We start from the raw sequence: 22143 nt of genomic DNA, 5'->3' as shown, positions 1-22143 counted from the left end.
ATTAATCGACGTTCAGCGCGTCATTGACCAGATCTTGTTGCTGCTTCTGGTGAACGGACATATACCCTACCGCCGGAGAGGCGGAGGCCGGGCGACCTGCATAACGCAGGGCAGACCCAAATGGAATCACTTCACGGAAATGATGCTGGCTGCAGTACCATGCGCCCTGGTTGAGCGGCTCTTCCTGGCACCAGACAAAATCATGCACGTGAGCGTACGGTTTCAGCGCTTCCTGCACCGCCTGGTGCGGGAATGGATAAAGCTGTTCGATACGCACGATGGCGACATCTTTCTGATCGTTCTTACGGCGCTGTTCCAGCAGGTCGTAATAAACCTTACCAGAACACATCACCACACGCTTCACAGCCTGCGGATCCAGTTCATCAATCTCACCGATGGCAGGCAGGAAGGTGCCATTCGCCAGCTCATCCAGGCTGGACACCGCCAGTGGGTGACGCAGCAGGGATTTTGGTGACATGACCACCAGCGGACGGCGCATACCGCGCAGCGCCTGACGACGCAGCATGTGGTAAACCTGAGCCGGGGTGGACGGTACGCAAACCTGCATGTTCTGCTCAGCGCAGAGCTGCAGATAACGTTCCAGGCGCGCGGAGGAGTGCTCAGGACCCTGGCCTTCATAACCATGTGGCAGGAGCATCACCAGGCCACACATACGGCCCCATTTCTGTTCGCCAGAAGAGATGAACTGGTCGATAACCACCTGAGCACCGTTGGCGAAGTCACCGAACTGCGCTTCCCAGATGGTCAGCGTACGCGGCTCTGCGGTAGCGTAACCGTATTCGAAGGCCAGCACCGCTTCTTCAGAGAGCACGGAGTCCCAGACCTTGAACTGGCCCTGACCGTTATGCACGTGCTGCAGCGGGGTGTAGGTTGAACCGTTAGACTGGTTGTGAACTACCGCGTGACGGTGGAAGAAGGTGCCACGGCCCGCATCTTCACCGGACAGACGAACAGGAATACCTTCGTCAACCAGCGTCGCGTAAGCCAGCGTTTCTGCACCGCCCCAGTCGAACAGCTTCTCACCTGCCGCCATAGACTGACGGTCAGCATAAATTTTTGCCACGCGAGACTGCATCTCGATGGCGTCTGGCACGGTGCTGATGCGTTTAGCCAGCTCCTGCAGGCGCTTCATCTCGACCTTGTTCGGGTAGCTCTCATCCCACTCGTGGTTGAGGTACGGCGACCAGGTAAAGGAGTGCATGTTCATCGGACGCAGCTCTTTCACCACGCACTCACCCGCATCCAGCGCGTCGCGGTAGAGGTTGACCATTTCGGTCGCATCTTCCAGCGTCGCCACTTTTTCGCTTTCCAGCTTGTCAGCGTAGATTTTGCGCGGCGTCGGGTGTTTTTTGATTTTCTGGTACATCAACGGCTGGGTTGCACTTGGCTCGTCGGCTTCGTTGTGGCCGTGACGGCGGTAGCAGAACAGATCGATGAACACATCGCGTTTGAAGGTGTTACGGAAGTCCAGCGCCAGACGGGTCACGAAGGCGACCGCTTCCGGGTCATCCGCGTTCACGTGGAAGATTGGCGCCTGTACCATCTTGCCGATGTCGGTGCAGTAAGGGGTTGAACGCGCATCCAGTGGGTTAGACGTTGTGAAGCCCACCTGGTTGTTGATGACGATACGAACGGTACCGCCCACTTCATAACCACGCGCTTTGGACATGTTCAGGGTTTCCTGAACCACGCCCTGCCCTGTGACCGCCGCATCACCGTGAATGGTGATTGGCAGCACTTTGTTGCTGCTTGGCTCGTCCAGACGATCCAGACGCGCGCGCACGGAACCGATAACTACCGGGCTGACGATCTCCAGGTGCGACGGGTTAAACGCCAGCGCCAGGTGAACCAGACCGCCTTCGGTTTCGATATCAGACGAGAAGCCCATGTGGTACTTCACGTCACCGGTGCCGAGATGTTCTTTATGTTTGCCCGCGAATTCGTCGAACAGGTCCTGCGGTTTTTTACCCAGCACGTTGACCAGCACGTTCAGACGACCACGGTGCGCCATGCCCAGTACCACTTCACGGGTACCGCTCTTGCCTGCATGACGAATCAGCTCTTTCAGCATTGGCACTAACGCATCGCCGCCTTCCAGCGAGAAGCGTTTTGCGCCCGGGAACTTCGCGCCCAGATAGCGCTCAAGCCCTTCCGCTGCGGTCAGTTCGTTCAGGAAGCGTTTTTTCTCGTCAGCCGAGAAGGTCGCGTGGCCCGCTACGGATTCGATACGCTGCTGGATCCAGCGTTTCTCTTCGGTAGAAGTGATATGCATGTATTCCGCGCCGATGGAGCCGCAGTAGGTTTGCTTGAGGGCGTCGATCAGATCGCCCAGCTTCATCGTGTCTTTACCGATGGCAAAAGAACCTACGTTAAAGCTTTCCTGGAAATCGGCCTCGGTCAGATCGTGATACGCCGGATCGAGATCCGCCACACGGTCTTGTTTCCACAGTCCCAGCGGATCGAGATTCGCATGCTGGTGACCGCGGAAGCGATAAGCGTTAATAAGCTGCAGGACTTTAACCTGCTTCGCGTTGGTGTCAGGGTCGGAAATCGCAGAAGAGTAACGTGAGGCATCCTTCGCCAGACGACGGAAATAATCACGTGTTTTGGAATGGAATTGATCCGGTTTGACTCCCGTGCCAGGCAACTGCTGGAACATGGAACGCCAGTTTGCGTCCACTGAGTCAGGATCGGTTAAGAAGTCTTCATAGAGCTGTTCTATCCAGCTCTGGTTGGCACCAGAGAGGTAAGAAGAGTCCAGCCAGGCTTTCATTGCGCCGTTCTGCATCGTGATCCCTTAAGCATTTTTATGCTTACTTTCGCCGTAGAAACTACCACGCACACCGCGTGTACGTGCCGGGGTTCACCTGCGAGCTCTTTTCATTTGGCCCGCGAAGGAACCTTTAGAAACTGTCTAGACTTCAGGGCAGTTTTTAAAGGTTTCTGCAATCTATCCCCTCTCCCTTTGGGAGAGGGTTAGGGTGAGGGGGAACAGCGCCCCCTCTCACTACTTACTTACGCACTGCGCTGCAGCAGCATCGACTTAATATGGCCGATGGCGCGCGTCGGGTTCAGCCCCTTCGGACACACACTGACGCAGTTCATGATGCTATGGCAGCGGAATACGCTGAAAGCGTCACTTAAACCTTCCAGACGACTATCGGTTTCGGTGTCGCGGCTATCGATCAGGAAGCGATAGGCAGCCAGCAGACCGGCCGGGCCGATGAACTTGTCCGGGTTCCACCAGAACGACGGGCACGACGTTGAACAACATGCACAGAGAATACACTCATACAAGCCGTCGAGTTTTTCACGCTGCTCGGGAGACTGTAAATGCTCACGAGCGGGTGGATTTTGCCCATTATTCAATAAGTAAGGTTTAATCTTCTCATATTGTGCATAGAATTGCCCCATGTCTACCACCAAATCACGCACGACCGGCAGGCCTGGCAGAGGACGGATAACAATTTTCTGGCCCGGGCGCTGCAACGCGGAAATTGGCGTGATGCAGGCCAGACCATTTTTGCCGTTCATGTTGACGCCGTCAGAGCCACACACCCCTTCACGGCAGGAGCGACGGAACGACAGTGTCGGATCTTTTTCTTTCAGCTGGATTAACGCATCCAGCAGCATCATGTCACGACCTTCTTCCGCTTCCAGCGTGTAATCCTGCATGCGCGGAGCGTCATCTACATCCGGGTTATAACGATAAACTGAGAATTCGAGTTTCATTGTCCTGTCTCCGCATTAGTAAGTACGAATCTTCGGCGGGAACGCCGGACGCAGTTTCGGTTCCATGTTCACCTGACGGCGCGTCATGGTTTCCGACTCTGGCAGATACAGGGAATGGCACAGCCAGTTTTCATCGTCACGATCCGGGAAGTCGAAGCGGCTATGCGCGCCACGGCTTTCGGTACGGAAGTTGGCCGACATCGCGGTTGCGAACGCGGTTTCCATCAGGTTATCCAGCTCAAGACACTCAACGCGCTGGGTGTTGAACTCGCTGGAAGTATCATCCAGACGGGCGTTTTTCAGGCGCTCGCGGATCGCTTTCAGTTGCTCAAGACCTTTCGCCATCGCGTCACCTTCACGGAATACCGAGAAGTTGTGCTGCATACATTCCTGCAGCGCTTTGCGGATTTGCACCGGATCTTCACCGTTACGGTTACCGTTCCAGCGGTTCAGACGCTCAAGCGATGCATCAATTTCGTCGTCAGTGGCGTCACGCAGCGCGCCCTGTTCGGCAATGGATTCCTGCAGGTGCAGACCCACCGCACGACCAAACACCACCAGGTCCAGCAGGGAGTTCCCCCCCAGACGGTTGGCACCGTGTACGGATACGCAGGCAATTTCGCCTACCGCGAACAGGCCTGGGATGACCACATCTTCGCCCTGCTCGTTCACGGTCAATGCCTGACCGGTCACTTTGGTCGGAATACCGCCCATCATGTAGTGGCAGGTAGGAATAACCGGAATTGGCTCTTTCACCGGGTCGACGTGGGCGAAGGTACGGGACAGCTCCAGAATACCCGGCAGACGGGATTCCAGTACCTCTTTACCCAGGTGGTCGAGTTTCAGCTTGGCGTGTGGACCCCATGGGCCATCACAGCCGCGACCTTCACGGATTTCGATCATGATGGAACGCGCCACCACATCACGACCCGCCAGGTCTTTCGCATTCGGGGCATAACGTTCCATGAAACGTTCGCCGTGTTTGTTCAGCAGGTAACCGCCTTCACCACGGCAGCCTTCTGTCACCAGAACGCCCGCGCCGGCGATACCGGTTGGGTGGAACTGCCACATCTCCATATCCTGCACCGGCACGCCAGCGCGGATAGCCATCCCAACGCCGTCACCGGTATTGATGTGGGCGTTAGTGGTGGACTGGTAAATACGCCCTGCACCGCCGGTCGCCAGCACGGTTGCGCGCGCTTTGAAGTAGACCACTTCACCGGTTTCAATGCACAGCGCGGTACAACCAACAATCGCGCCATCGGCGTTTTTCACCAGATCCAGCGCATACCACTCGGAGAAGATAGTAGTGTGGTTTTTCAGGTTCTGCTGATACAGAGTATGCAGCAGCGCGTGACCGGTACGGTCAGCCGCTGCCGCGGTACGTGCCGCCTGCTCGCCGCCGAAGTTTTTCGACTGGCCGCCAAACGGACGTTGATAGATGGTGCCATTTTCCAGACGGGAGAACGGCAGACCCATATGATCCAGCTCCAGAATCGCTTCCGGGCCAGTCTTACACATATATTCGATGGCATCCTGGTCGCCGATATAATCGGACCCTTTTACCGTATCGTACATGTGCCATTCCCAGTTATCTTCATGGGAGTTACCCAGCGCAACGGTAATACCGCCCTGCGCAGATACCGTGTGGGAACGGGTCGGGAATACTTTAGAGAGCAGCGCACAGGTCTGGCCGCTCTGGGAAATTTGCAGCGCGGCGCGCATACCTGCGCCACCCGCACCAATCACAACAGCATCAAATTCTCTGACTGGCAGTTTCATTACACACCCCACACCACAACGAATCCATAAATAACGTAAACCACCAGTGCAACGACAATGGCCAGCTGCAGAGGAAGGCGAATTGCCAGCGGTTTAACGTAATCGGTCAACACCTGCCACATGCCAATCCAGGCATGAATAAGAATGGAGAACAGCGCCAGCAGGGTGAACACTTTGGTGAAGGCAGATCCGAAGAACCCACTCCAGATTTCCCACGTCAGCGTGCCGCTGGTCGCGAAGAAACCGATCATATAGATGATGTAGAGGGTGAGAACGATGGCGGTAGCACGGACCAGAATGAAGTCATGTACGCCGTTGCGTCCTAATGCGGAGGCGTTGCTTACCATACGAGAACTCCTGCGAGAAGTGAAAGCACGACTGTAATCACAAATGAAATGTTAGCGGAACGTTTCCCGGCTTCGAAAGTCTCTTCCAGGTAACCAAAGTCCATCAGCATATGGCGAATACCCACCACAACGTGGTACGCCAGCGCAGTCAGAATGCCCCACATGATGAATTTCACGAAGAAGCTGTTCATGATGGCAGAGGCCTGGAGGAATCCTTCAGGAGAAGAGAGGCTGGTGCCCAGTAACCACAGCAGAATGCCTACCGCCACAAACGTAATCACACCCGATACACGGTGCAGAATGGACGCTATTGCTGTTACGGGGAACCGGATCGTTTTGAGATCCAGATTGACAGGTCTTTGTTTTTTCACATTTCTTATCATGAATAACGCCCACATGCTGTTCTTATTGTTTCCTTCCTCCGGACTGCGATGCGGGTCAGACAGCGTTCCTTTTCTATAACTGCGCGTCATGCAAAACATTGCTTCCAAATGCTAAAACGACACGTTACAACGCTGGGTGGCTCGGGATTGCAGGGTGTTCCGGAGACCTGGCGGCAGTATAGGCCGTTCACAAAATCATTACAATTAACCTACATACAGTTTGTCGGGTTTTCTCTGGAACAGTGATCAGGGTCACGATAACAACATCTTTTTAATTTTTAATCATCTGATTTGACAAATGTTAAACAATATTGTTACAAACGTCATCAGAAAAGGCATATAATGCGCAAAAGTTATGAGGTCTCTCTTTCACCTGACAAATAGTTATGTAACAGTGTGATGGTATTGACCGAAGTTATCAGGACAGTTATTAGTGATATACAGGTTTGAAAAATTCGGACTGCAAAAACGCTGATTTGCTGTTGTTTCACTGATATTTCATTCGTTTACCTGCAAGGCGCCATAGCTCTGTACCCTGGTTTGTCCTCGTGAGCTGAGCGGTAAGCCAAATAACAATCTGGTAACGGTGATTAACAGCTGAAAGCAAATCCGGTAAAGCGCAGTCTTAAGCATAAGGCGCTAAGGAGACCGTAAATGGCTGATACAAAGGCAAAACTCACCCTCAACGGTGGTGATGCTATTGAACTGGATGTGCTAAAAGGCACGCTCGGTCAGGATGTTATTGATATCCGTACGCTGGGTTCCAAAGGAGTGTTCACCTTTGACCCTGGATTTACCTCTACCGCATCTTGCGAATCCAAAATCACCTACATTGACGGTGACGAAGGTATCCTGCTCCATCGCGGCTTCCCCATCGATCAGTTAGCCACCGAATCCAACTATCTGGAAGTGTGCTACATCCTGCTGAACGGCGAAAAGCCGACGCAGGCTCAGTATGATGAATTCAAAACCACCGTCACCCGTCACACCATGATCCATGAGCAGATTACCCGTCTGTTCCATGCGTTCCGTCGTGACTCTCACCCGATGGCGGTGATGTGCGGGATTACCGGTGCGCTGGCGGCGTTCTACCACGACTCCCTTGACGTGAATAACCCACGCCACCGCGATATCGCCGCGTTCCGCCTGCTGTCCAAAATGCCAACCATGGCAGCGATGTGCTACAAATACTCCATCGGTCAGCCGTTCGTGTATCCACGTAACGACCTCTCCTATGCCGGTAACTTCCTGCGCATGATGTTCTCCACGCCGTGCGAAGAGTACGAAGTGAACCCGGTGCTGGAACGCGCGATGGACCGTATTCTGATCCTGCACGCTGACCATGAACAGAACGCCTCTACCTCCACCGTCCGTACCGCAGGCTCTTCAGGTGCGAACCCGTTCGCCTGTATCGCTGCGGGCATCGCCTCCCTGTGGGGACCGGCGCACGGCGGCGCGAACGAAGCTGCACTGAAGATGCTGGAAGAGATCAGCACCGTTGAGCACATTCCTGAATTCGTGCGCCGCGCGAAAGACAAGAATGACTCCTTCCGTCTGATGGGCTTCGGTCACCGTGTGTACAAAAACTACGACCCACGTGCAACCGTGATGCGTGAAACCTGCCACGAAGTGCTGAAAGAGCTGGGCACCAAAGACGATCTGCTGGAAGTGGCGATGGAGCTGGAACACATCGCGCTGAACGACCCGTACTTCATCGAGAAGAAACTCTACCCGAACGTAGACTTCTACTCTGGCATTATTCTGAAAGCGATGGGCATTCCGTCATCCATGTTCACCGTGATCTTCGCCATGGCACGTACCGTGGGCTGGATTGCGCACTGGAACGAAATGCACAGCGAAGGCATGAAAATCGCCCGTCCTCGTCAGCTGTATACCGGCTACGAGCAGCGTGATTTTAAGTCTGATCTTAAGCGCTAAAAGACGTGGGTGCGGCCTGATGCCCTCACCCCGCCCCTCTCCCACCGGGAGAGGGTGAAAACATTAAAAACGGTAACCTGAGGGTTACCGTTTTACTTTTTACCTCTGGCACCCGGGACACCAGTAAAACGGTCGTGAAGAGAGCGTTGTCTTCTCAATCACCCCACCGCACCGCTCGCACCTCTTCCCCGCCCGATGAAACACCTTAAAGCGGAATAGCGCCCCGTGATGCTTGTTGTCATCTACCACGCCGCGGGTGTTGTACGATAGCCGCGGAATATCCAGCAGCGCGTGAGAGAGCACTTCCAGCTGGTCATCGCTCAACTGCGACGCTTTATGCTGCGCCGCCAGCCCGACCTCCCAGAGAATTTCGACGCGAAGGTAATTGCCTAATCCGGCCAGGAACGCCTGATCGAGCAGTAGCCCGGAAAATTGCCGGTTGCGGAATTTAGGGGATAACAGGCGGGCTTTGACATCGTTCGCCGTCAGACGCATATCCAGCACGTCCGGCCCGACCCGCTGTAAGAACGGGTGCGTAAGCAGTTGCTCCGGCGTTAACATTTCGATATCAGACGCGCTATACAGCAAAATCGCTTTATCCGCGGTTTGCAGCCTGACGCGCAGCACACGGGTGGTTTGCGGCTGCTCGTTGGTGTTAACCACCCGCCAGACGCCATAAAGCTGGTTGTGGCTGTATAACGTCAGGTTATGAGAAAAATGCGTGAGTAACGCCTTTCCCCGCGTTTCGATGTGGGTCACCGTTTGTCCCACCAGCGGTGCTTCAAACGGCTTCAGTTGAGGAAAAGCAAACCAGACGTCCGTCAGGGGTTTGCCTTTTATCGCCGCCTCGAGGCTATCCGCAGCGCGGCGGATCTCCGGGCCTTCTGGCATCTCTTTATCCTTATGATTTTCAGGCGCTGACGAGGATCCCCTGCTCTGCAAACGCCGCCCGTAAGCGGCGGGCAAACTGCAGCGCGTGCTCGCCATCACCGTGTAAGCATACTGTGTCAGCCTGAACGCTGGCCGTTGTACCTTCAACCGTTGTTACTGTTCCCTCGCGCACCATCTGAAGGGTCTGCGCCAGCGCCAGAGACTCATCGGTGATCAGCGCGTTGGGCCGGGAACGGGGAACCAGGGTTCCGTCGGGCTGATAGCCTCGGTCGGCAAACACTTCCTGGCGGGTGGTTAACCCCAGACGCTGACCGGCGCGAATCAGCTCGCTCCCCGCCAGGCCAACCAGGATCAGTTGTGGGTTGCAATCGAACACTGCCCGGGCGATAGCCTCTGCCAGCGCGGGGTCGTTCGCCGCCTGATTATAGAGCATGCCGTGCGGCTTCACGTGGCGCAGCGCGCCCTGCTGCGAACGCACAATCGCCTCGAGCGCGCCAATCTGGTAAAGCGTCTGGGCGTAGACCGTTTTGGGCGGGAGATCCATCGCCGTGCGGCCAAAATTCTCCCGGTCAGGGAAGCTCGGATGCGCCCCTATCGCAACACCATTTTTGATGGCACTGCGCACGCTCGCCAGCATCGTTTGGGCATCACCCGCGTGAAAACCGCAGGCGATATTCACCGAGGTGACCAGGGTCATCAGTTCAGCGTCGGCGCTGCCGCCCTCGCCCAGATCGGCGTTTAAATCAATCTTTACCATCAAGCCTCCACGCCAGTTGTTCCAGATAACGCTGCTGGTCCTGCCGCGCCTTCAGCGCCTCCTCCAGGGAGCATTGCACGAAGTGAATCGGCTGTCCGAGAGGGATTTGCGCCAGATGGTAGCGATCGGCCTCAATGATGCAGGCGATGCGCGGGTAACCGCCCGTGGTCTGTGCATCGTTCATCAACACAATCGGTTGACCGTTACCCGGTACCTGAATGACACCGGGCAACAGACCGTGTGAAAGCAGTTCGCGGTCCGTCGTACGGGTCAGCGGCTGCCCCTGAAGACGATACCCCATGCGGTTACTCTGCGGGCTAATCTTCCACGGCGAGCGCCAGAAAGACTCCTGAGACACCTCATCAAATTCCTGATACTCCGGCCCCGGCAGGGCGCGGATCTGGTTTCCCCACAGGAGCTGTTTTACACCCTGCGCGGTTGAAAAGTGCCGCGTTGACGGTTTTATCGCCAGACGATCGCCATCGCGCAACAAACGTCCTTCGTGGCCGCCAATTCCGGCTTTCTGATCGGTACTGGATGAGCCCAGCACCTCCGGCACGTCAATCCCACCGGCAACGGCAAGATAACTGCGAACCCCATGCTGAGGACGCTTAAGCGTTAAACGCTGTCCGGCTTTTGCCCGCAGCCGCCAGCCGGTCCAGACCGCTTTGCCATCAAGCGTGGCATCGCACCCGGCGCCGGTTAACGCAAACCAGGTCTCCTGACTAAATTCAATGACACACTGCCCCAGCGTAATTTCGAGCGCAGCCGTATTGCCGGGATTGCCCACCAGCACGTTGGCAATCTCCAGTGCTGGCCTGTCCAGCGCACCACAGTAGCTCACGCCAGACTGGCGCATGCCAAAGCGACCCGCATCCTGAACAGAGGTATAAAGCCCGGCGCGAATAAGCGTTAACATACCCCCTCCTTCTGCGGAATAAAGCGAAGGGTGTCGCCAGGACGCAGGAGGACCGGCGAGTCCTGGCCCGGTTCAAATAGTGGCATAGACGTGTGTCCGATGAGCTGCCAGCCCCCCGGCGACGCCAGCGGATAAATGCCCGTCTGTTCGCCGCCAATCGCGACGGTACCCGCCGGCACGCTCAGACGCGGCTCAGCGCGACGTGGCGTATGCAGTGCCGAAGGGAGTCCGCCCAGATACGGGAAGCCCGGCTGGAATCCCAAAAACCAGACCACATAATCAACGGAGGCGTGCAGCTCAACGACCTGTTTTTCGGTTAGCCCACTGTGTTCAGCCACCACGCCAAGATCGGGTCCCCCTGTGCCCCCATACACCACCGGGATCTCAATCGTGCGGGATTCCGGCTCCAGCGCTTCGCTCTCCTCCCACCAGCGCTGTAAACGTTCAATGGCATCCAGTGCCAGCGTATGCGGATTACGCAGCACCACGGTGATGTTATTCATCCCCGGGATCGCTTCAACCACCTCCGGCACATCCACCAGACGCTGCGTTAACCGCCAGATACGCTTTTGGGTAGCAAGGGTGACGGGCGGCTCCAACTCCAGCACCACCGCCGTTTCCCCCAGAAGATAACAACGCGCTCGCTGCACTCAGGTACCTCTCATCAGGCCGGGTTAGGGATATCAATAAAGGTGACATCCAGATCGGTATTTTCGGTCAGCCATTCGCTCAGGGCGCGAATGCCGCCGCGCTCGGTGGCGTGGTGACCTGCCGCGTAAAAATGCAGCCCCTGTTCACGGGCTGAATGGATGGTCTGCTCTGAGACTTCCCCGGTAATAAAGGCATCAACACCAAAACGCGCGGCGCTGTCGATAAAGCCCTGACCGCCACCGGTGCACCAGGCGACACGCTTCACCGTATCCGGGCCGGTATCGCCGCTCCACAGCGGACGGCGGCCCAGACGAGCTTCAATCCAGGAGGCCAGCTCAAGACCCGGTACCGGCATCGACAGCTCGCCCCACGGTACCAGCGGCTCAATTTCACCCATCACGGTGATCCCTAACAGCTGCGCGAGCTGGACGTTGTTGCCAAGCTCGGGATGAGCGTCCAGCGGCAGGTGATAGCCATAGAGGTTGATATCATTTGCCAGCAACGTTTTCAGACGGTTGCGCTTCATGCCGCGAACGATCGGTGATTCGTTCTTCCAGAAATAGCCGTGATGGACGATGACCGCATCGGCCTCCTGACGCACGGCTTCATCCAGCAACGCCTGACTGGCGGTCACACCGGTGATAATTTTTTGCACCGTGTCGCGCCCTTCAACCTGTAACCCGTTCGGGCCGTAGTCGCTGAAGGCACTGCTGTTCAGTTTTTCGTTGATCAGACTTTCCAGTTCGGTATTTTTCATCATGACTCTCTTACGCTTTGCGGGCCGCTTCGTACGCCGCCAGCGTGGCGACGCGCGCCTGTTTATGTTCAACAATCGGACGAGGATAATCGAGCGTTACGCCCTGTTTGTCCGCCCATGCCCACGGGTCGTGGATCGCCTTAGCGGGAACCGCTTTCAGCGCAGGCAACCAGTGGCGGATAAACGTCCCGTCCGCATCAAATTTTTGTCCCTGCGTGGTGGGATTAAAAATCCGGAAGTAAGGTGCCGCATCGGTTCCGGTCGAGGCCGCCCATTGCCAGCCGCCGTTATTCGCCGCGAGATCGCCATCGATCAGCTGAGAAATAAAATACCGCTCCCCGACACGCCAGTCGATAAGCAGATCTTTCACCAGGAAGCTGGCGGTAATCATCCGCAGGCGGTTGTGCATCCATCCGGTTTCATTCAGCTGGCGCATCGCGGCGTCCACAATCGGGTAGCCGGTTTCACCCTTTTGCCAGGCCTGCAGCAGCATCTCGTTTTGCTGCCACTGCACATTTTCGGTCCAGCGAATGAAAGGACGATGTTTACATAATTCAGGGTGATACGTCATCAGATGACGGTAGAATTCGCGCCAGATAAGCTCGTTAAGCCATACCGAGCCAGCGCCCCCCTCCAGCGCCTGGGGCTGCTCTGCCAGAAGACGGTGTAAACACTGGCGCGGAGAAAGCACGCCCAGCGCTAAACAGGCCGACAACCGGCTGGTACCTTCAATGGCGGGGAAATCCCGGCGTGCCTCGTAAGCGGCCGCCCCCGTTTTGCAGAACTGGCGCAGCTGCGCGATTGCCGCTTTTTCATCAGCCGGGAATAAAGAGTGGTCATACGCCTGTTGCGGATAGTCAAACGTCAGTTCAGGCAGGTCGTTTACACACTCCCCTCGTGCGGACGGCGCGGCAACACACTCCGGCAACGCCTCTTTCAGCCGTTTGATAAATGCATTTTTAAACGGCGTAAAGACCTTATACATCTCGCGATTGCCGGTCATCACGCTGCCCGGCGCCAGCATGACGCTGTCATCAAATCCCTGACACTCTACATCCCCGAGGATGCGCTCAAGCTCGCGATCGCGCTGCTGTTCATTGAATTCGTACTGGTAGTTGTAAAAAAGATACGTAACGTCGTTCTGCTGACACACCTCCTGTACCGCGCTGAGCTGAGCGGTAAAATCGCTGACCTCTTTGTAAATCAACGGAATGCCTTTTTCCGCCAGCGAACGTTGCAGGGCATTCAGATGCGAACAGAGATAAGCGGCTTGTCGGGGGGCCATATCATGCTGCTGCCACTGTCCGGGAGTAGCGATAAACAGCGCCAGCACGCGGGCGTGTTCAGAGCGACAGGCTGCCGCCAGGGCGATGTTGTCATGCAGGCGCAGATCCGCGCGAAACCAAACCAGATGGGTGGGCATAAAACTCCAGGCAATTGTCCATTATGTCCGTAAGGGCATGCCGTAAAACGAAAAAGGCACGCATTGAACTACTTTGCCATGAAGTGTAGACAGGATGAAATAAGGTAGTGGCAGTTGATGACTCAGAATAAGAAGATATGCCTGAAAACCACCCAACGGACCGCAAATCAGGAGAGACAAAAAAACCGCCACATTGCTGTAGGCGGTTTGTTTATTGCTGTGTGTAGTCTTTTTATTAGTAGAAATCACAGGTCGCTTTTTCGGCCTGATCCATCCATACCGGCTTCTCGCTGGTTTTTGCCCAGACACGGTGCAGATAGCTGTAAAAACGTGCGCGATCTTTCCAGAACAACATCACCGGCAGGGCCAGCACGCCAGCCACTACGGCGAAAGCGCGACGCATGAACACGATATGAGCCGGATACTCTTTATAAAGATCCATATTTTTCTCCCCTGTAGTTGGCCGGAAACTGACTCCGGAAAATTCAAAAACTGTGACCTGGCTAAAATAATATCGCTTTGTTTGTAATTTTACTACTCATCCGACCACTTATTTTTAGCCGTTTAGCCAAAATTTACATTCACACCGTAATTAAGTTACAAAAAAGTTAACGATTTACTTATCAATAGTTAAATTGTGGGCTTTGCCATTTTTATACTTTTTTTACACCCCTCGTCCTGATTTTTGCGAAATCTTTGCGCCATAAATCCTACCGTTAGCACAAATACAAATGTCACCCGGAGGTGGATTGTGAGTGCAGGCCTTATTGCCGGCATCGTGCTGGTATTCCTGTTATTGGGTTATCTGGTTTATGCCCTGATTAATGCGGAGGCATTCTGATGGCTGCTCAGGCGTTTTTGCTTATTGCCAGTTTTTTAGGGGTGTTGTTCCTGCTGGCAAGACCGCTGGGAACAGTACTGGCAAGGATGATTAACAACATGGCGCTGCCGGTGGCAGGTCGCGTTGAAAAAGGGATCTGGCGCGTTCTGGGCATTCGGGAGGGGGAAATGAACTGGCGCCAGTATCTGATGGCGCTCCTGCTGCTGAATATTGTCGGCCTCATCGTCCTCTTCAGCATGCTGATGCTGCAGGGGAGCTTACCGCTCAATCCACAGCAGTTACCGGGTCTGTCCTGGCATCTGGCGCTGAACACGGCAGTCAGCTTTGTCACTAACACCAACTGGCAGTCCTATGCCGGGGAAACCACGCTGAGCTACTTTAGCCAGATGGCCGGGTTAACCGTGCAAAACTTCCTCTCTGCTGCTACCGGTATTGCGGTGATCTTCGCGCTCACGCGTGCCTTTGCGCGTCAAAATATCAGCACGCTGGGCAACGCATGGGTCGATCTGACACGCATCACGCTGTGGATACTGCTCCCTGTTGCCCTCATTATCGCGCTTTTCTTTATTCAGCAAGGTACCCTGCAAAACCTGCTGCCTTACGCGCCGTATACCTCTCTGGAAGGGGCAAAACAGCTTTTGCCTATGGGGCCGGTGGCCTCGCAGGAAGCCATTAAGATGCTCGGGACTAACGGCGGTGGCTTCTTCAACGCCAACTCGTCGCATCCGTTTGAAAACCCAACAGCGCTGACCAACTTTGTCGAAATGCTGGCGATCTTCCTGATCCCCGCCGCGCTCTGTTTTGCCTTTGGCGATGTGGTCAACGACCGCCGTCAGGGACGCACCCTTCTGTGGACCATGTCTTTGATCTTCGTGGTCTGCGTCGCGCTGGTGATGTGGGCGGAATGGAAAGGTAATCCGCATTTCCTGACGCTGGGCGCTGACAGCGCGATCAACATGGAAGGGAAAGAGAGTCGCTTTGGCATCCTGTCCAGCAGTTTGTTTGCCGTGGTTACCACCGCAGCCTCGTGCGGGGCGGTTAACGCCATGCATGACTCCTTTACGGCACTGGGTGGCATGATCCCAATGTGGCTGATGCAGATTGGCGAAGTGGTGTTTGGCGGCGTGGGCTCTGGTCTTTACGGCATGCTGCTGTTTGTGCTGCTGGCGGTGTTTATTGCCGGTCTGATGATTGGCCGTACCCCGGAATACCTGGGCAAAAAAATCGACGTCCGGGAAATGAAATTAACCGCGCTGGCCATTCTGGTCACACCTGCCCTCGTGCTGCTCGGCACCGCGCTGGCACTGATGACCGAAGCCGGCCGCAGCGGCATCTTTAACCCGGGTATCCATGGCTTTAGTGAAGTGCTCTACGCCGTCTCGTCTGCGGCGAACAACAACGGCAGCGCCTTTGCAGGCTTAAGTGCCAACTCGCCTTTCTGGAACTGTCTGCTGGCATTCTGCATGTTTGTCGGCCGCTTCGGCGTGATTGTGCCGGTGATGGCCATCGCCGGATCGCTGGTGAATAAAAAAATCCAACCGACCACCACCGGTACATTACCGACACACGGTGCGCTGTTTATTGGCCTGCTGACCGGCACCGTGTTGCTGGTAGGCGCCCTGACCTTTATCCCCGCCCTCGCGTTAGGCCCGGTCGCGGAAACCCTCTCTTTACGCTGATTTTGCGGAGAATTGTCATGAGTCGTAAACAACTGGCCCTGTTCGAACCGTCGTTAGTTCGTCAGGCCCTCATGGATGCGGTGAAAAAGCTGAGCCCGCGCGTACAGTGGCACAACCCGGTGATGTTTATCGTCTGGGCAGGCAGCGTGCTGACTACCGCCCTGGCGATTGCCATGGGAACGGGTCACCTCCCGGGCAATGCGATGTTCACCGCAGCCATCAGCCTGTGGCTGTGGTTTACCGTGCTGTTTGCCAACTTTGCCGAGGCGCTGGCGGAAGGCCGCAGTAAAGCGCAGGCCAACAGCCTGAAAGGGGTAAAAAAGACCGCCTTCGCACGTAAATTACGTGAGCCAAAATACGGCGCGCAGATGGACCACGTGCCGGCAGATGAGCTGCGTAAAGGCGATGTGGTGCTGGTGGAAGCCGGTGACATCATCCCCTGTGATGGCGAAGTCATTGAAGGGGGCGCCTCGGTAGACGAGAGCGCCATTACCGGGGAATCCGCGCCGGTCATTCGTGAATCTGGCGGTGACTTCGCCTCGGTCACGGGCGGGACGCGTATTCTCTCCGACTGGCTGGTGATCCAGTGCAGCGTCAACCCGGGTGAAACCTTCCTCGACCGGATGATCGCCATGGTTGAGGGCGCGCAGCGTCGTAAAACACCCAACGAAATTGCCCTCACCATTCTGCTGGTGGCGCTGACCATCGTCTTCCTGTTGGCTACCGCCACGCTGTGGCCCTTCTCCAGCTACGCGGGCACCGCGGTCAGCATCACCGTGCTGGTGGCGCTGCTGGTCTGCCTGATCCCAACCACCATCGGCGGCCTGCTCTCCGCTATTGGCGTGGCGGGTATGAGCCGCATGCTGGGCGCGAACGTTATCGCCACCAGCGGACGCGCCGTAGAGGCCGCCGGTGACGTGGATGTGCTGCTGCTGGATAAAACCGGGACCATCACCCTCGGCAACCGCCAGGCCTCCGAGTTTTTACCTGCCCCGGGCGTGGATGAAAAAACGCTGGCCGATGCCGCCCAGCTCTCGTCTCTTGCCGATGAAACGCCGGAAGGCCGCAGCATCGTCATTCTGGCGAAACAGCGCTTTAATCTGCGCCAGCGTGATGTGCAGAGCCTGCACGCCACTTTTGTCCCCTTTACGGCACAAACCCGAATGAGCGGTATCAACATTCAGGAGCGCATGATCCGTAAAGGTTCCGTTGATGCCATTCGTCGCCACATTGAAGCCAACAACGGCCATTTTCCACCGGAAGTGGACAATCTGGTTGAGAGCGTTGCTCGCCAGGGGGCCACACCGCTGGTCGTAGCCGAAGGGGCGAATGTGCTGGGGGTGATTGCGCTGAAGGACATCGTCAAAGGCGGCATTAAAGAGCGTTTCGCCCAGTTGCGTAAAATGGGGATTAAAACGGTGATGATCACCGGGGATAACCGGCTGACTGCCGCCGCGATTGCCGCAGAAGCGGGCGTGGATGATTTCCTCTCGGAAGCCACACCGGAAGCCAAGCTGGCGTTGATCCGTCAGTACCAGGCGGAAGGTCGTCTGGTCGCGATGACCGGTGACGGTACCAACGACGCCCCTGCCCTCGCACAGGCCGACGTGGCGGTGGCGATGAACTCCGGTACCCAGGCGGCAAAAGAGGCGGGCAACATGGTCGATCTTGACTCTAACCCGACCAAGCTGATTGAAGTGGTGCATATCGGTAAACAGATGCTGATGACGCGCGGGTCATTAACCACGTTCAGTATCGCCAATGACGTGGCGAAGTATTTCGCCATTATTCCCGCGGCGTTCGCGGCCACCTATCCGCAGCTAAACGCGCTGAACGTGATGCATCTGCACTCCCCGTCTTCGGCCATTCTCAGTGCGGTGATTTTCAACGCCCTGATTATTGTCTTCCTGATCCCGCTGGCGCTGAAAGGGGTGAGCTATAAACCGCTGACGGCTGCTGCCATGCTGCGCCGTAACCTGTGGATTTACGGGCTGGGCGGGCTGCTGGTGCCCTTTATCGGGATTAAAGCTATCGACCTGCTGTTAACGCTGTTCGGGCTGGTTTAAAAGGTGAATCAAATGACGATGTTACGTCCCGCTATACTTCTGTTTATTCTGCTGTCTCTCATTACCGGTGGGCTTTACCCGCTGCTGACCACCACGCTGGGCCAGTGGTGGTTCAAGGATCAGGCCAATGGCTCGCTGATCATACAGCAGGGTGAAAACCGCGGCTCCCGCCTGATTGGTCAAAACTTTACGGATGCCCGGTACTTTCAGGGACGCCCTTCCGCTACCGCCGATAGCCCGTATAATCCGATGGCATCCGGCGGGAGCAACCTGGCGGGCAGTAATCCTGAACTGGACAAAGCCATCGCTGAGCGTGTGGCGGTCCTGCGCAGTGCCAACCCGCAGGCCAGCCGGGAGATTCCAGTGGAACTGGTGACTGCCTCCGCCAGTGGGCTGGACTACAGCCTGACGCCTGAAGCGGTGGCCTGGCAGATACCGCGCGTCTCCGCTGCCCGTCATCTGAGCGTCGAGCAGGTCAGTCAGCTGGTGGCAACGCACACGCAAAAGCCGCTGGTCAGTTTCATTGGCATGCCGGTAGTGAATATTGTTGAGCTGAATCTGGCGCTGGACGCGCTAAGGAATAACTAAATGACCGACGAGCCCTTGCGCCCGGATCCTGACAGGCTGCTGGAACAGACAGCTGAAGCCCATCGCGGCAAGCTGAAAATTTTCTTCGGTGCCTGCGCGGGCGTCGGGAAAACCTTCGCCATGCTGACAGAAGCTCAGCGGCTTCGGGCTCAGGGGCTCGATATTCTGATCGGCGTGGTGGAAACCCACGGCCGTAAAGAAACCGCGGCGTTGTTAAAGGGGCTGGCCACGCAGCCTCCTCGCCGTATCAGCCATCGTGGCAGGCTGGTGACGGAGTTTGATCTCGACGCCGCCCTCGCCCGCCGCCCCGCCCTTATTCTGATGGACGAACTGGCGCACAGCAATGCGCCAGGCTCGCGCCACCCCAAACGCTGGCAGGACGTAGAAGAGTTACTTGAAGCCGGGATTGACGTCTTCACTACGGTGAATGTTCAGCATCTCGAAAGCCTGAACGACGTGGTCAGCGGCGTGACCGGCATTCAGGTGCGCGAAACGGTGCCGGATCCGTTCTTTGACTCCGCTGATGAAGTAGTGCTGGTGGACCTGCCGCCAGACGATCTGCGCCAGCGCCTGCATGAAGGGAAAGTCTATATTGCAGGCCAGGCCGAACGCGCCATCGAACACTTCTTTCGTAAAGGCAACCTGATCGCCCTGCGCGAACTGGCACTGCGCCGCACCGCCGATCGCGTGGATGACCAGATGCGTGCCTGGCGCGATCTGCAAGGACAGGAACGCGTCTGGCATACGCGGGATGCCATCCTGCTGTGCATTGGTCACGGTAGCGGCAATGAAAAGCTTGTCCGTACCGCCGCCCGGCTGGCTGCGAAATTCGGCAGCGTCTGGCACGCGGTGTATGTCGAAACGCCGCAGCTTCACGCCCTGCCAGAAAACCAGCGTCGCGCGATCCTGAGTTCGCTGCGCCTGGCGCAGGAGCTGGGGGCGGAAACCGCGACCCTCTCCGATCCGCAGGAAGATAAAGCCATTCTGCGCTACGCGCGTGAGCACAACCTGGGCAAAATTGTCATTGGCCGTCGCCAGCACCGGCGCTGGTTTAGCCGCGAATCGTTTGCCGACAAGCTGGCCCGGCGTGCACCCGACCTGGATCTGGTGGTCGTGGCGCTGGACGACAAACCCACGCCGTTACCCAACCGTGCGCCAGACAGCCGCACGTTCACCGATAAATGGCGCATCCAGCTTCGCGGTTGCCTTATCGCCGTCGTGCTTTGCGCCCTGATTACTTTTATTGCCAGCCAGTGGCTGATTGCGTTTGATGCCGCCAACCTGGTGATGATCTACCTGCTCGGCGTGGTGGTGGTGGCGCTCTTTTACGGGCGCTGGCCGTCAGTCCTGGCAACGGTGATTAACGTCATCAGCTTCGATCTCTTCTTTATCGACCCGCGCGGAACGCTTGCCGTCTCGGATGTACAGTACGTCCTCACGTTTGCCGTCATGCTCACCGTCGGGCTGGTGATCGGGAATCTGACAGCAGGCGTTCGCTATCAGGCGCGTATCGCCCGCTATCGCGAACAGCGCACCCGACATTTATACGAGATGTCTAAATCGCTGGCGGTAGGCCGCACGCCGCTGGATATCGTCCAGACCAGCGAGCAGTTTATCCGCTCGACATTTAACGCCAGCAACCTGATTTTACTCCCGGATGAGCACGGTAAGCTGCGCCCGCTGACGTCGGCCACGGGCATGACGCCGTGGGATGAGGCCATTGCACGCTGGAGCTTCGATAAAGGGTTACCGGCAGGCGCAGGGACAGACACCCTCCCCGGCGTGCCGTATCAGATCCTGCCGCTGCGCAGTGCGGATAAAAATCAGGGGCTGGTCATCGTCGAGCCTTCTAATCTGCGCCAGCTGATGATCCCCGAGCAGCAGAGGCTGCTCGAGACCTTTACGTTGCTGGTTGCCAGCGCCCTGGAGCGGCTGGCGCTGACGGCCAGCGAAGAACAGGCCCGGCTGGCAAGCGAGCGCGAAAGCATTCGCAACTCGCTGCTGGCAGCGCTCTCACACGATCTTCGCACGCCTCTCACCGTGCTGTTTGGCCAGTCGGAAATTCTGACCCTGGATCTGGCGGCGGAAGGTTCAAAACACGCCCTGCAGGCCAGCGAGATCCGCCAGCACGTGCTGAACACCACGCGGCTGGTGAATAACCTGCTCGATATGGCGCGGATACAGTCTGGCGGGTTCAACCTCAAAAAAGAGTGGCTCACGCTTGAGGAAGTGGTAGGAAGCGCGCTGAAAATGCTGGAGCCCGGTCTCGGCGGACGGCATATCGCCCTGAACATGCCCGATCCCCTGACATTAATTCACGTTGATGGCCCGCTGTTTGAGCGGGTGTTAATTAATCTGCTGGAAAATGCGGGTAAATATGCCGGAGCACACGCGCAAATTGGGGTGAATGCTTCGGTGGAAGATCACACCCTGCGGCTCGACGTCTGGGACACCGGGCCCGGTATTCCTGCCGGGCAGGAAAAAGCGATATTCGAAAAATTCTCACGGGGCAATAAAGAGTCTGCCATTCCGGGGGTTGGGCTGGGTCTGGCGATCTGCCAGGCCATTATTGACGTCCATGGCGGCACCATTTCGGCGGAGAACCGCCCGGAAGGAGGCGCACGTTTTTGTGTTACACTTCCTCTGGACACCCCGCCAGAACTTGATGAATTACCAGAGGATTTGTGATCAACGTCCTGATTGTAGAAGATGAACTCGCCATTAGCCGGTTTCTGCGCGCTGCGCTGGAAGGTGACGGTCTGCGCGTTCATGATGCCGGTACGCTCCAGCGTGGGTTGATTGAAGCCGCTACCCGCAAGCCGGACCTGGTGATCCTCGATCTCGGTTTGCCGGATGGCGACGGTATCGATTTTATTCGCGAGGTGCGCCAGTGGAGCCAAATGCCCATTCTGGTGCTCTCCGCACGCACCGAAGAGTCGGATAAAATCGCCGCGCTGGATGCCGGGGCGGACGACTATCTTATTAAACCTTTTGGGATTGGTGAGTTACAGGCTCGCCTTCGTGTGGCGCTGCGTCGCCACGGTGCCGCCACGCCTGCCGACCCGACGTACACTTTCGGTGATGTGCACGTTGATCTCGCTTCGCGACGTATTGTGCGCGGTGAAGAGGAGATCCATCTCACGCCGATAGAGTTCCGCCTGCTTGCGGTTTTGCTCAACAACCACGGTAAGGTGCTGACCCAACGTCAGCTGCTGGCTCAGGTGTGGGGACCCAACGCCGTGGAACATAGTCACTATTTACGCATATATATGGGCCACCTGCGCCAGAAACTTGAAACCGACCCCGCACGTCCTCGCCATTTATTAACTGAAACCGGTATCGGTTATCGGTTTATGCTTTGAATAACT

General features: G+C 56.6%; 19 protein-coding genes. 7 read left to right on the top strand and 12 right to left on the bottom strand.

Annotated features, from left to right (window positions below; translation table 11 throughout):
• Window position 1: 1 nt before the first annotated feature.
• From sucA to sdhC, 5 genes are all read right to left on the bottom strand, one after another.
• On the bottom strand, window positions 2-2809 hold the full coding sequence (gene sucA, locus APU11_RS13570; RefSeq protein ID WP_023622290.1) for a 2-oxoglutarate dehydrogenase E1 component: 2808 nt from the start codon (window positions 2807-2809) through the stop codon (window positions 2-4).
• A gap of 227 nt (window positions 2810-3036) precedes the next feature.
• Entirely contained in the window at window positions 3037-3753 is a 717-nt protein-coding gene (sdhB, locus tag APU11_RS13565) for a succinate dehydrogenase iron-sulfur subunit SdhB (protein WP_008501090.1), read from the bottom strand.
• Between the two features lie 15 nt (window positions 3754-3768).
• Complete coding sequence (gene sdhA, locus APU11_RS13560; protein ID WP_058650387.1) at window positions 3769-5535, bottom strand: succinate dehydrogenase flavoprotein subunit; 1767 nt, start codon at window positions 5533-5535, stop codon at window positions 3769-3771.
• Window positions 5535-5882, bottom strand: a complete 348-nt coding sequence (gene sdhD, locus APU11_RS13555) for a succinate dehydrogenase membrane anchor subunit (RefSeq protein WP_008501088.1) — start codon at window positions 5880-5882, stop codon at window positions 5535-5537. The genes sdhA and sdhD overlap by 1 nt, the downstream gene beginning before the upstream one ends.
• Window positions 5876-6280, bottom strand: a complete 405-nt coding sequence (gene sdhC, locus APU11_RS13550) for a succinate dehydrogenase cytochrome b556 subunit (protein ID WP_044159455.1) — start codon at window positions 6278-6280, stop codon at window positions 5876-5878. The genes sdhD and sdhC overlap by 7 nt, the downstream gene beginning before the upstream one ends.
• Before the next feature lie 639 nt (window positions 6281-6919).
• Between sdhC and APU11_RS13545 the strand changes: the two genes are divergently transcribed.
• A complete protein-coding gene (locus tag APU11_RS13545) occupies window positions 6920-8203 on the top strand; it encodes a citrate synthase (RefSeq protein ID WP_013097545.1) in 1284 nt (427 codons plus the stop codon).
• 99 nt (window positions 8204-8302) lie between these two features.
• Here APU11_RS13545 and nei read toward each other — a convergent pair whose 3' ends face one another.
• From nei to APU11_RS13510, 7 genes are all read right to left on the bottom strand, one after another.
• Complete coding sequence (gene nei / locus APU11_RS13540) at window positions 8303-9094, bottom strand: endonuclease VIII (RefSeq protein WP_013097546.1); 792 nt, start codon at window positions 9092-9094, stop codon at window positions 8303-8305.
• 19 nt (window positions 9095-9113) lie between these two features.
• On the bottom strand, window positions 9114-9851 hold the full coding sequence (gene pxpA / locus APU11_RS13535; protein ID WP_013097547.1) for a 5-oxoprolinase subunit PxpA: 738 nt from the start codon (window positions 9849-9851) through the stop codon (window positions 9114-9116).
• Window positions 9838-10770, bottom strand: coding sequence for a 5-oxoprolinase subunit PxpC (pxpC, locus tag APU11_RS13530; RefSeq protein WP_013097548.1), 933 nt, complete (start codon window positions 10768-10770; stop codon window positions 9838-9840). Before pxpC ends, pxpA begins: the two co-directional genes overlap by 14 nt.
• Window positions 10764-11420, bottom strand: a complete 657-nt coding sequence (gene pxpB / locus APU11_RS13525; protein ID WP_023621133.1) for a 5-oxoprolinase subunit PxpB — start codon at window positions 11418-11420, stop codon at window positions 10764-10766. Before pxpB ends, pxpC begins: the two co-directional genes overlap by 7 nt.
• Before the next feature lie 14 nt (window positions 11421-11434).
• Window positions 11435-12178, bottom strand: coding sequence for a type 2 GTP cyclohydrolase I (locus tag APU11_RS13520; protein ID WP_023621132.1), 744 nt, complete (start codon window positions 12176-12178; stop codon window positions 11435-11437).
• A 10-nt stretch (window positions 12179-12188) separates the two neighbouring features.
• Window positions 12189-13601, bottom strand: a complete 1413-nt coding sequence (gene phrB, locus APU11_RS13515; RefSeq protein ID WP_058650386.1) for a deoxyribodipyrimidine photo-lyase — start codon at window positions 13599-13601, stop codon at window positions 12189-12191.
• Window positions 13602-13836: 235 nt separating this feature from the next.
• Window positions 13837-14043 (bottom strand): YbfA family protein, encoded by a 207-nt coding sequence (locus APU11_RS13510; protein ID WP_013097552.1) that lies wholly within the window; start codon window positions 14041-14043, stop codon window positions 13837-13839.
• 309 nt (window positions 14044-14352) lie between these two features.
• Between APU11_RS13510 and kdpF the strand changes: the two genes are divergently transcribed.
• From kdpF to kdpE, 6 genes are read left to right on the top strand one after another with little or no spacing between them, the layout of a single operon-like run.
• Entirely contained in the window at window positions 14353-14442 is a 90-nt protein-coding gene (gene kdpF / locus APU11_RS27710; RefSeq protein WP_014069365.1) for a K(+)-transporting ATPase subunit F, read from the top strand.
• Window positions 14442-16121: a potassium-transporting ATPase subunit KdpA gene (gene kdpA / locus APU11_RS13500; protein WP_058650385.1), complete on the top strand. Its 1680-nt coding sequence runs from the start codon at window positions 14442-14444 to the stop codon at window positions 16119-16121. Before kdpF ends, kdpA begins: the two co-directional genes overlap by 1 nt.
• A gap of 17 nt (window positions 16122-16138) precedes the next feature.
• Window positions 16139-18187, top strand: coding sequence for a potassium-transporting ATPase subunit KdpB (gene kdpB, locus APU11_RS13495; RefSeq protein ID WP_058650384.1), 2049 nt, complete (start codon window positions 16139-16141; stop codon window positions 18185-18187).
• 12 nt (window positions 18188-18199) lie between these two features.
• Window positions 18200-18775: a potassium-transporting ATPase subunit KdpC gene (gene kdpC / locus APU11_RS13490; protein WP_058650383.1), complete on the top strand. Its 576-nt coding sequence runs from the start codon at window positions 18200-18202 to the stop codon at window positions 18773-18775.
• Window positions 18776-21463 carry a two-component system sensor histidine kinase KdpD gene (kdpD, locus tag APU11_RS13485; protein ID WP_013097556.1) on the top strand — a complete coding sequence of 896 codons (2688 nt, stop codon included), beginning with the start codon at window positions 18776-18778 and terminating at the stop codon, window positions 21461-21463.
• Entirely contained in the window at window positions 21460-22137 is a 678-nt protein-coding gene (gene kdpE / locus APU11_RS13480) for a two-component system response regulator KdpE (RefSeq protein ID WP_013097557.1), read from the top strand. Before kdpD ends, kdpE begins: the two co-directional genes overlap by 4 nt.
• Window positions 22138-22143 lie beyond the last annotated feature (6 nt).

It is taken from the genome of Enterobacter sp. 50793107 (assembly GCF_001463365.1).
Taxonomy (GTDB): Bacteria; Pseudomonadota; Gammaproteobacteria; order Enterobacterales; family Enterobacteriaceae; genus Enterobacter; species Enterobacter cloacae.
This window is presented reverse-complemented; position numbering and strand designations above follow the sequence as displayed.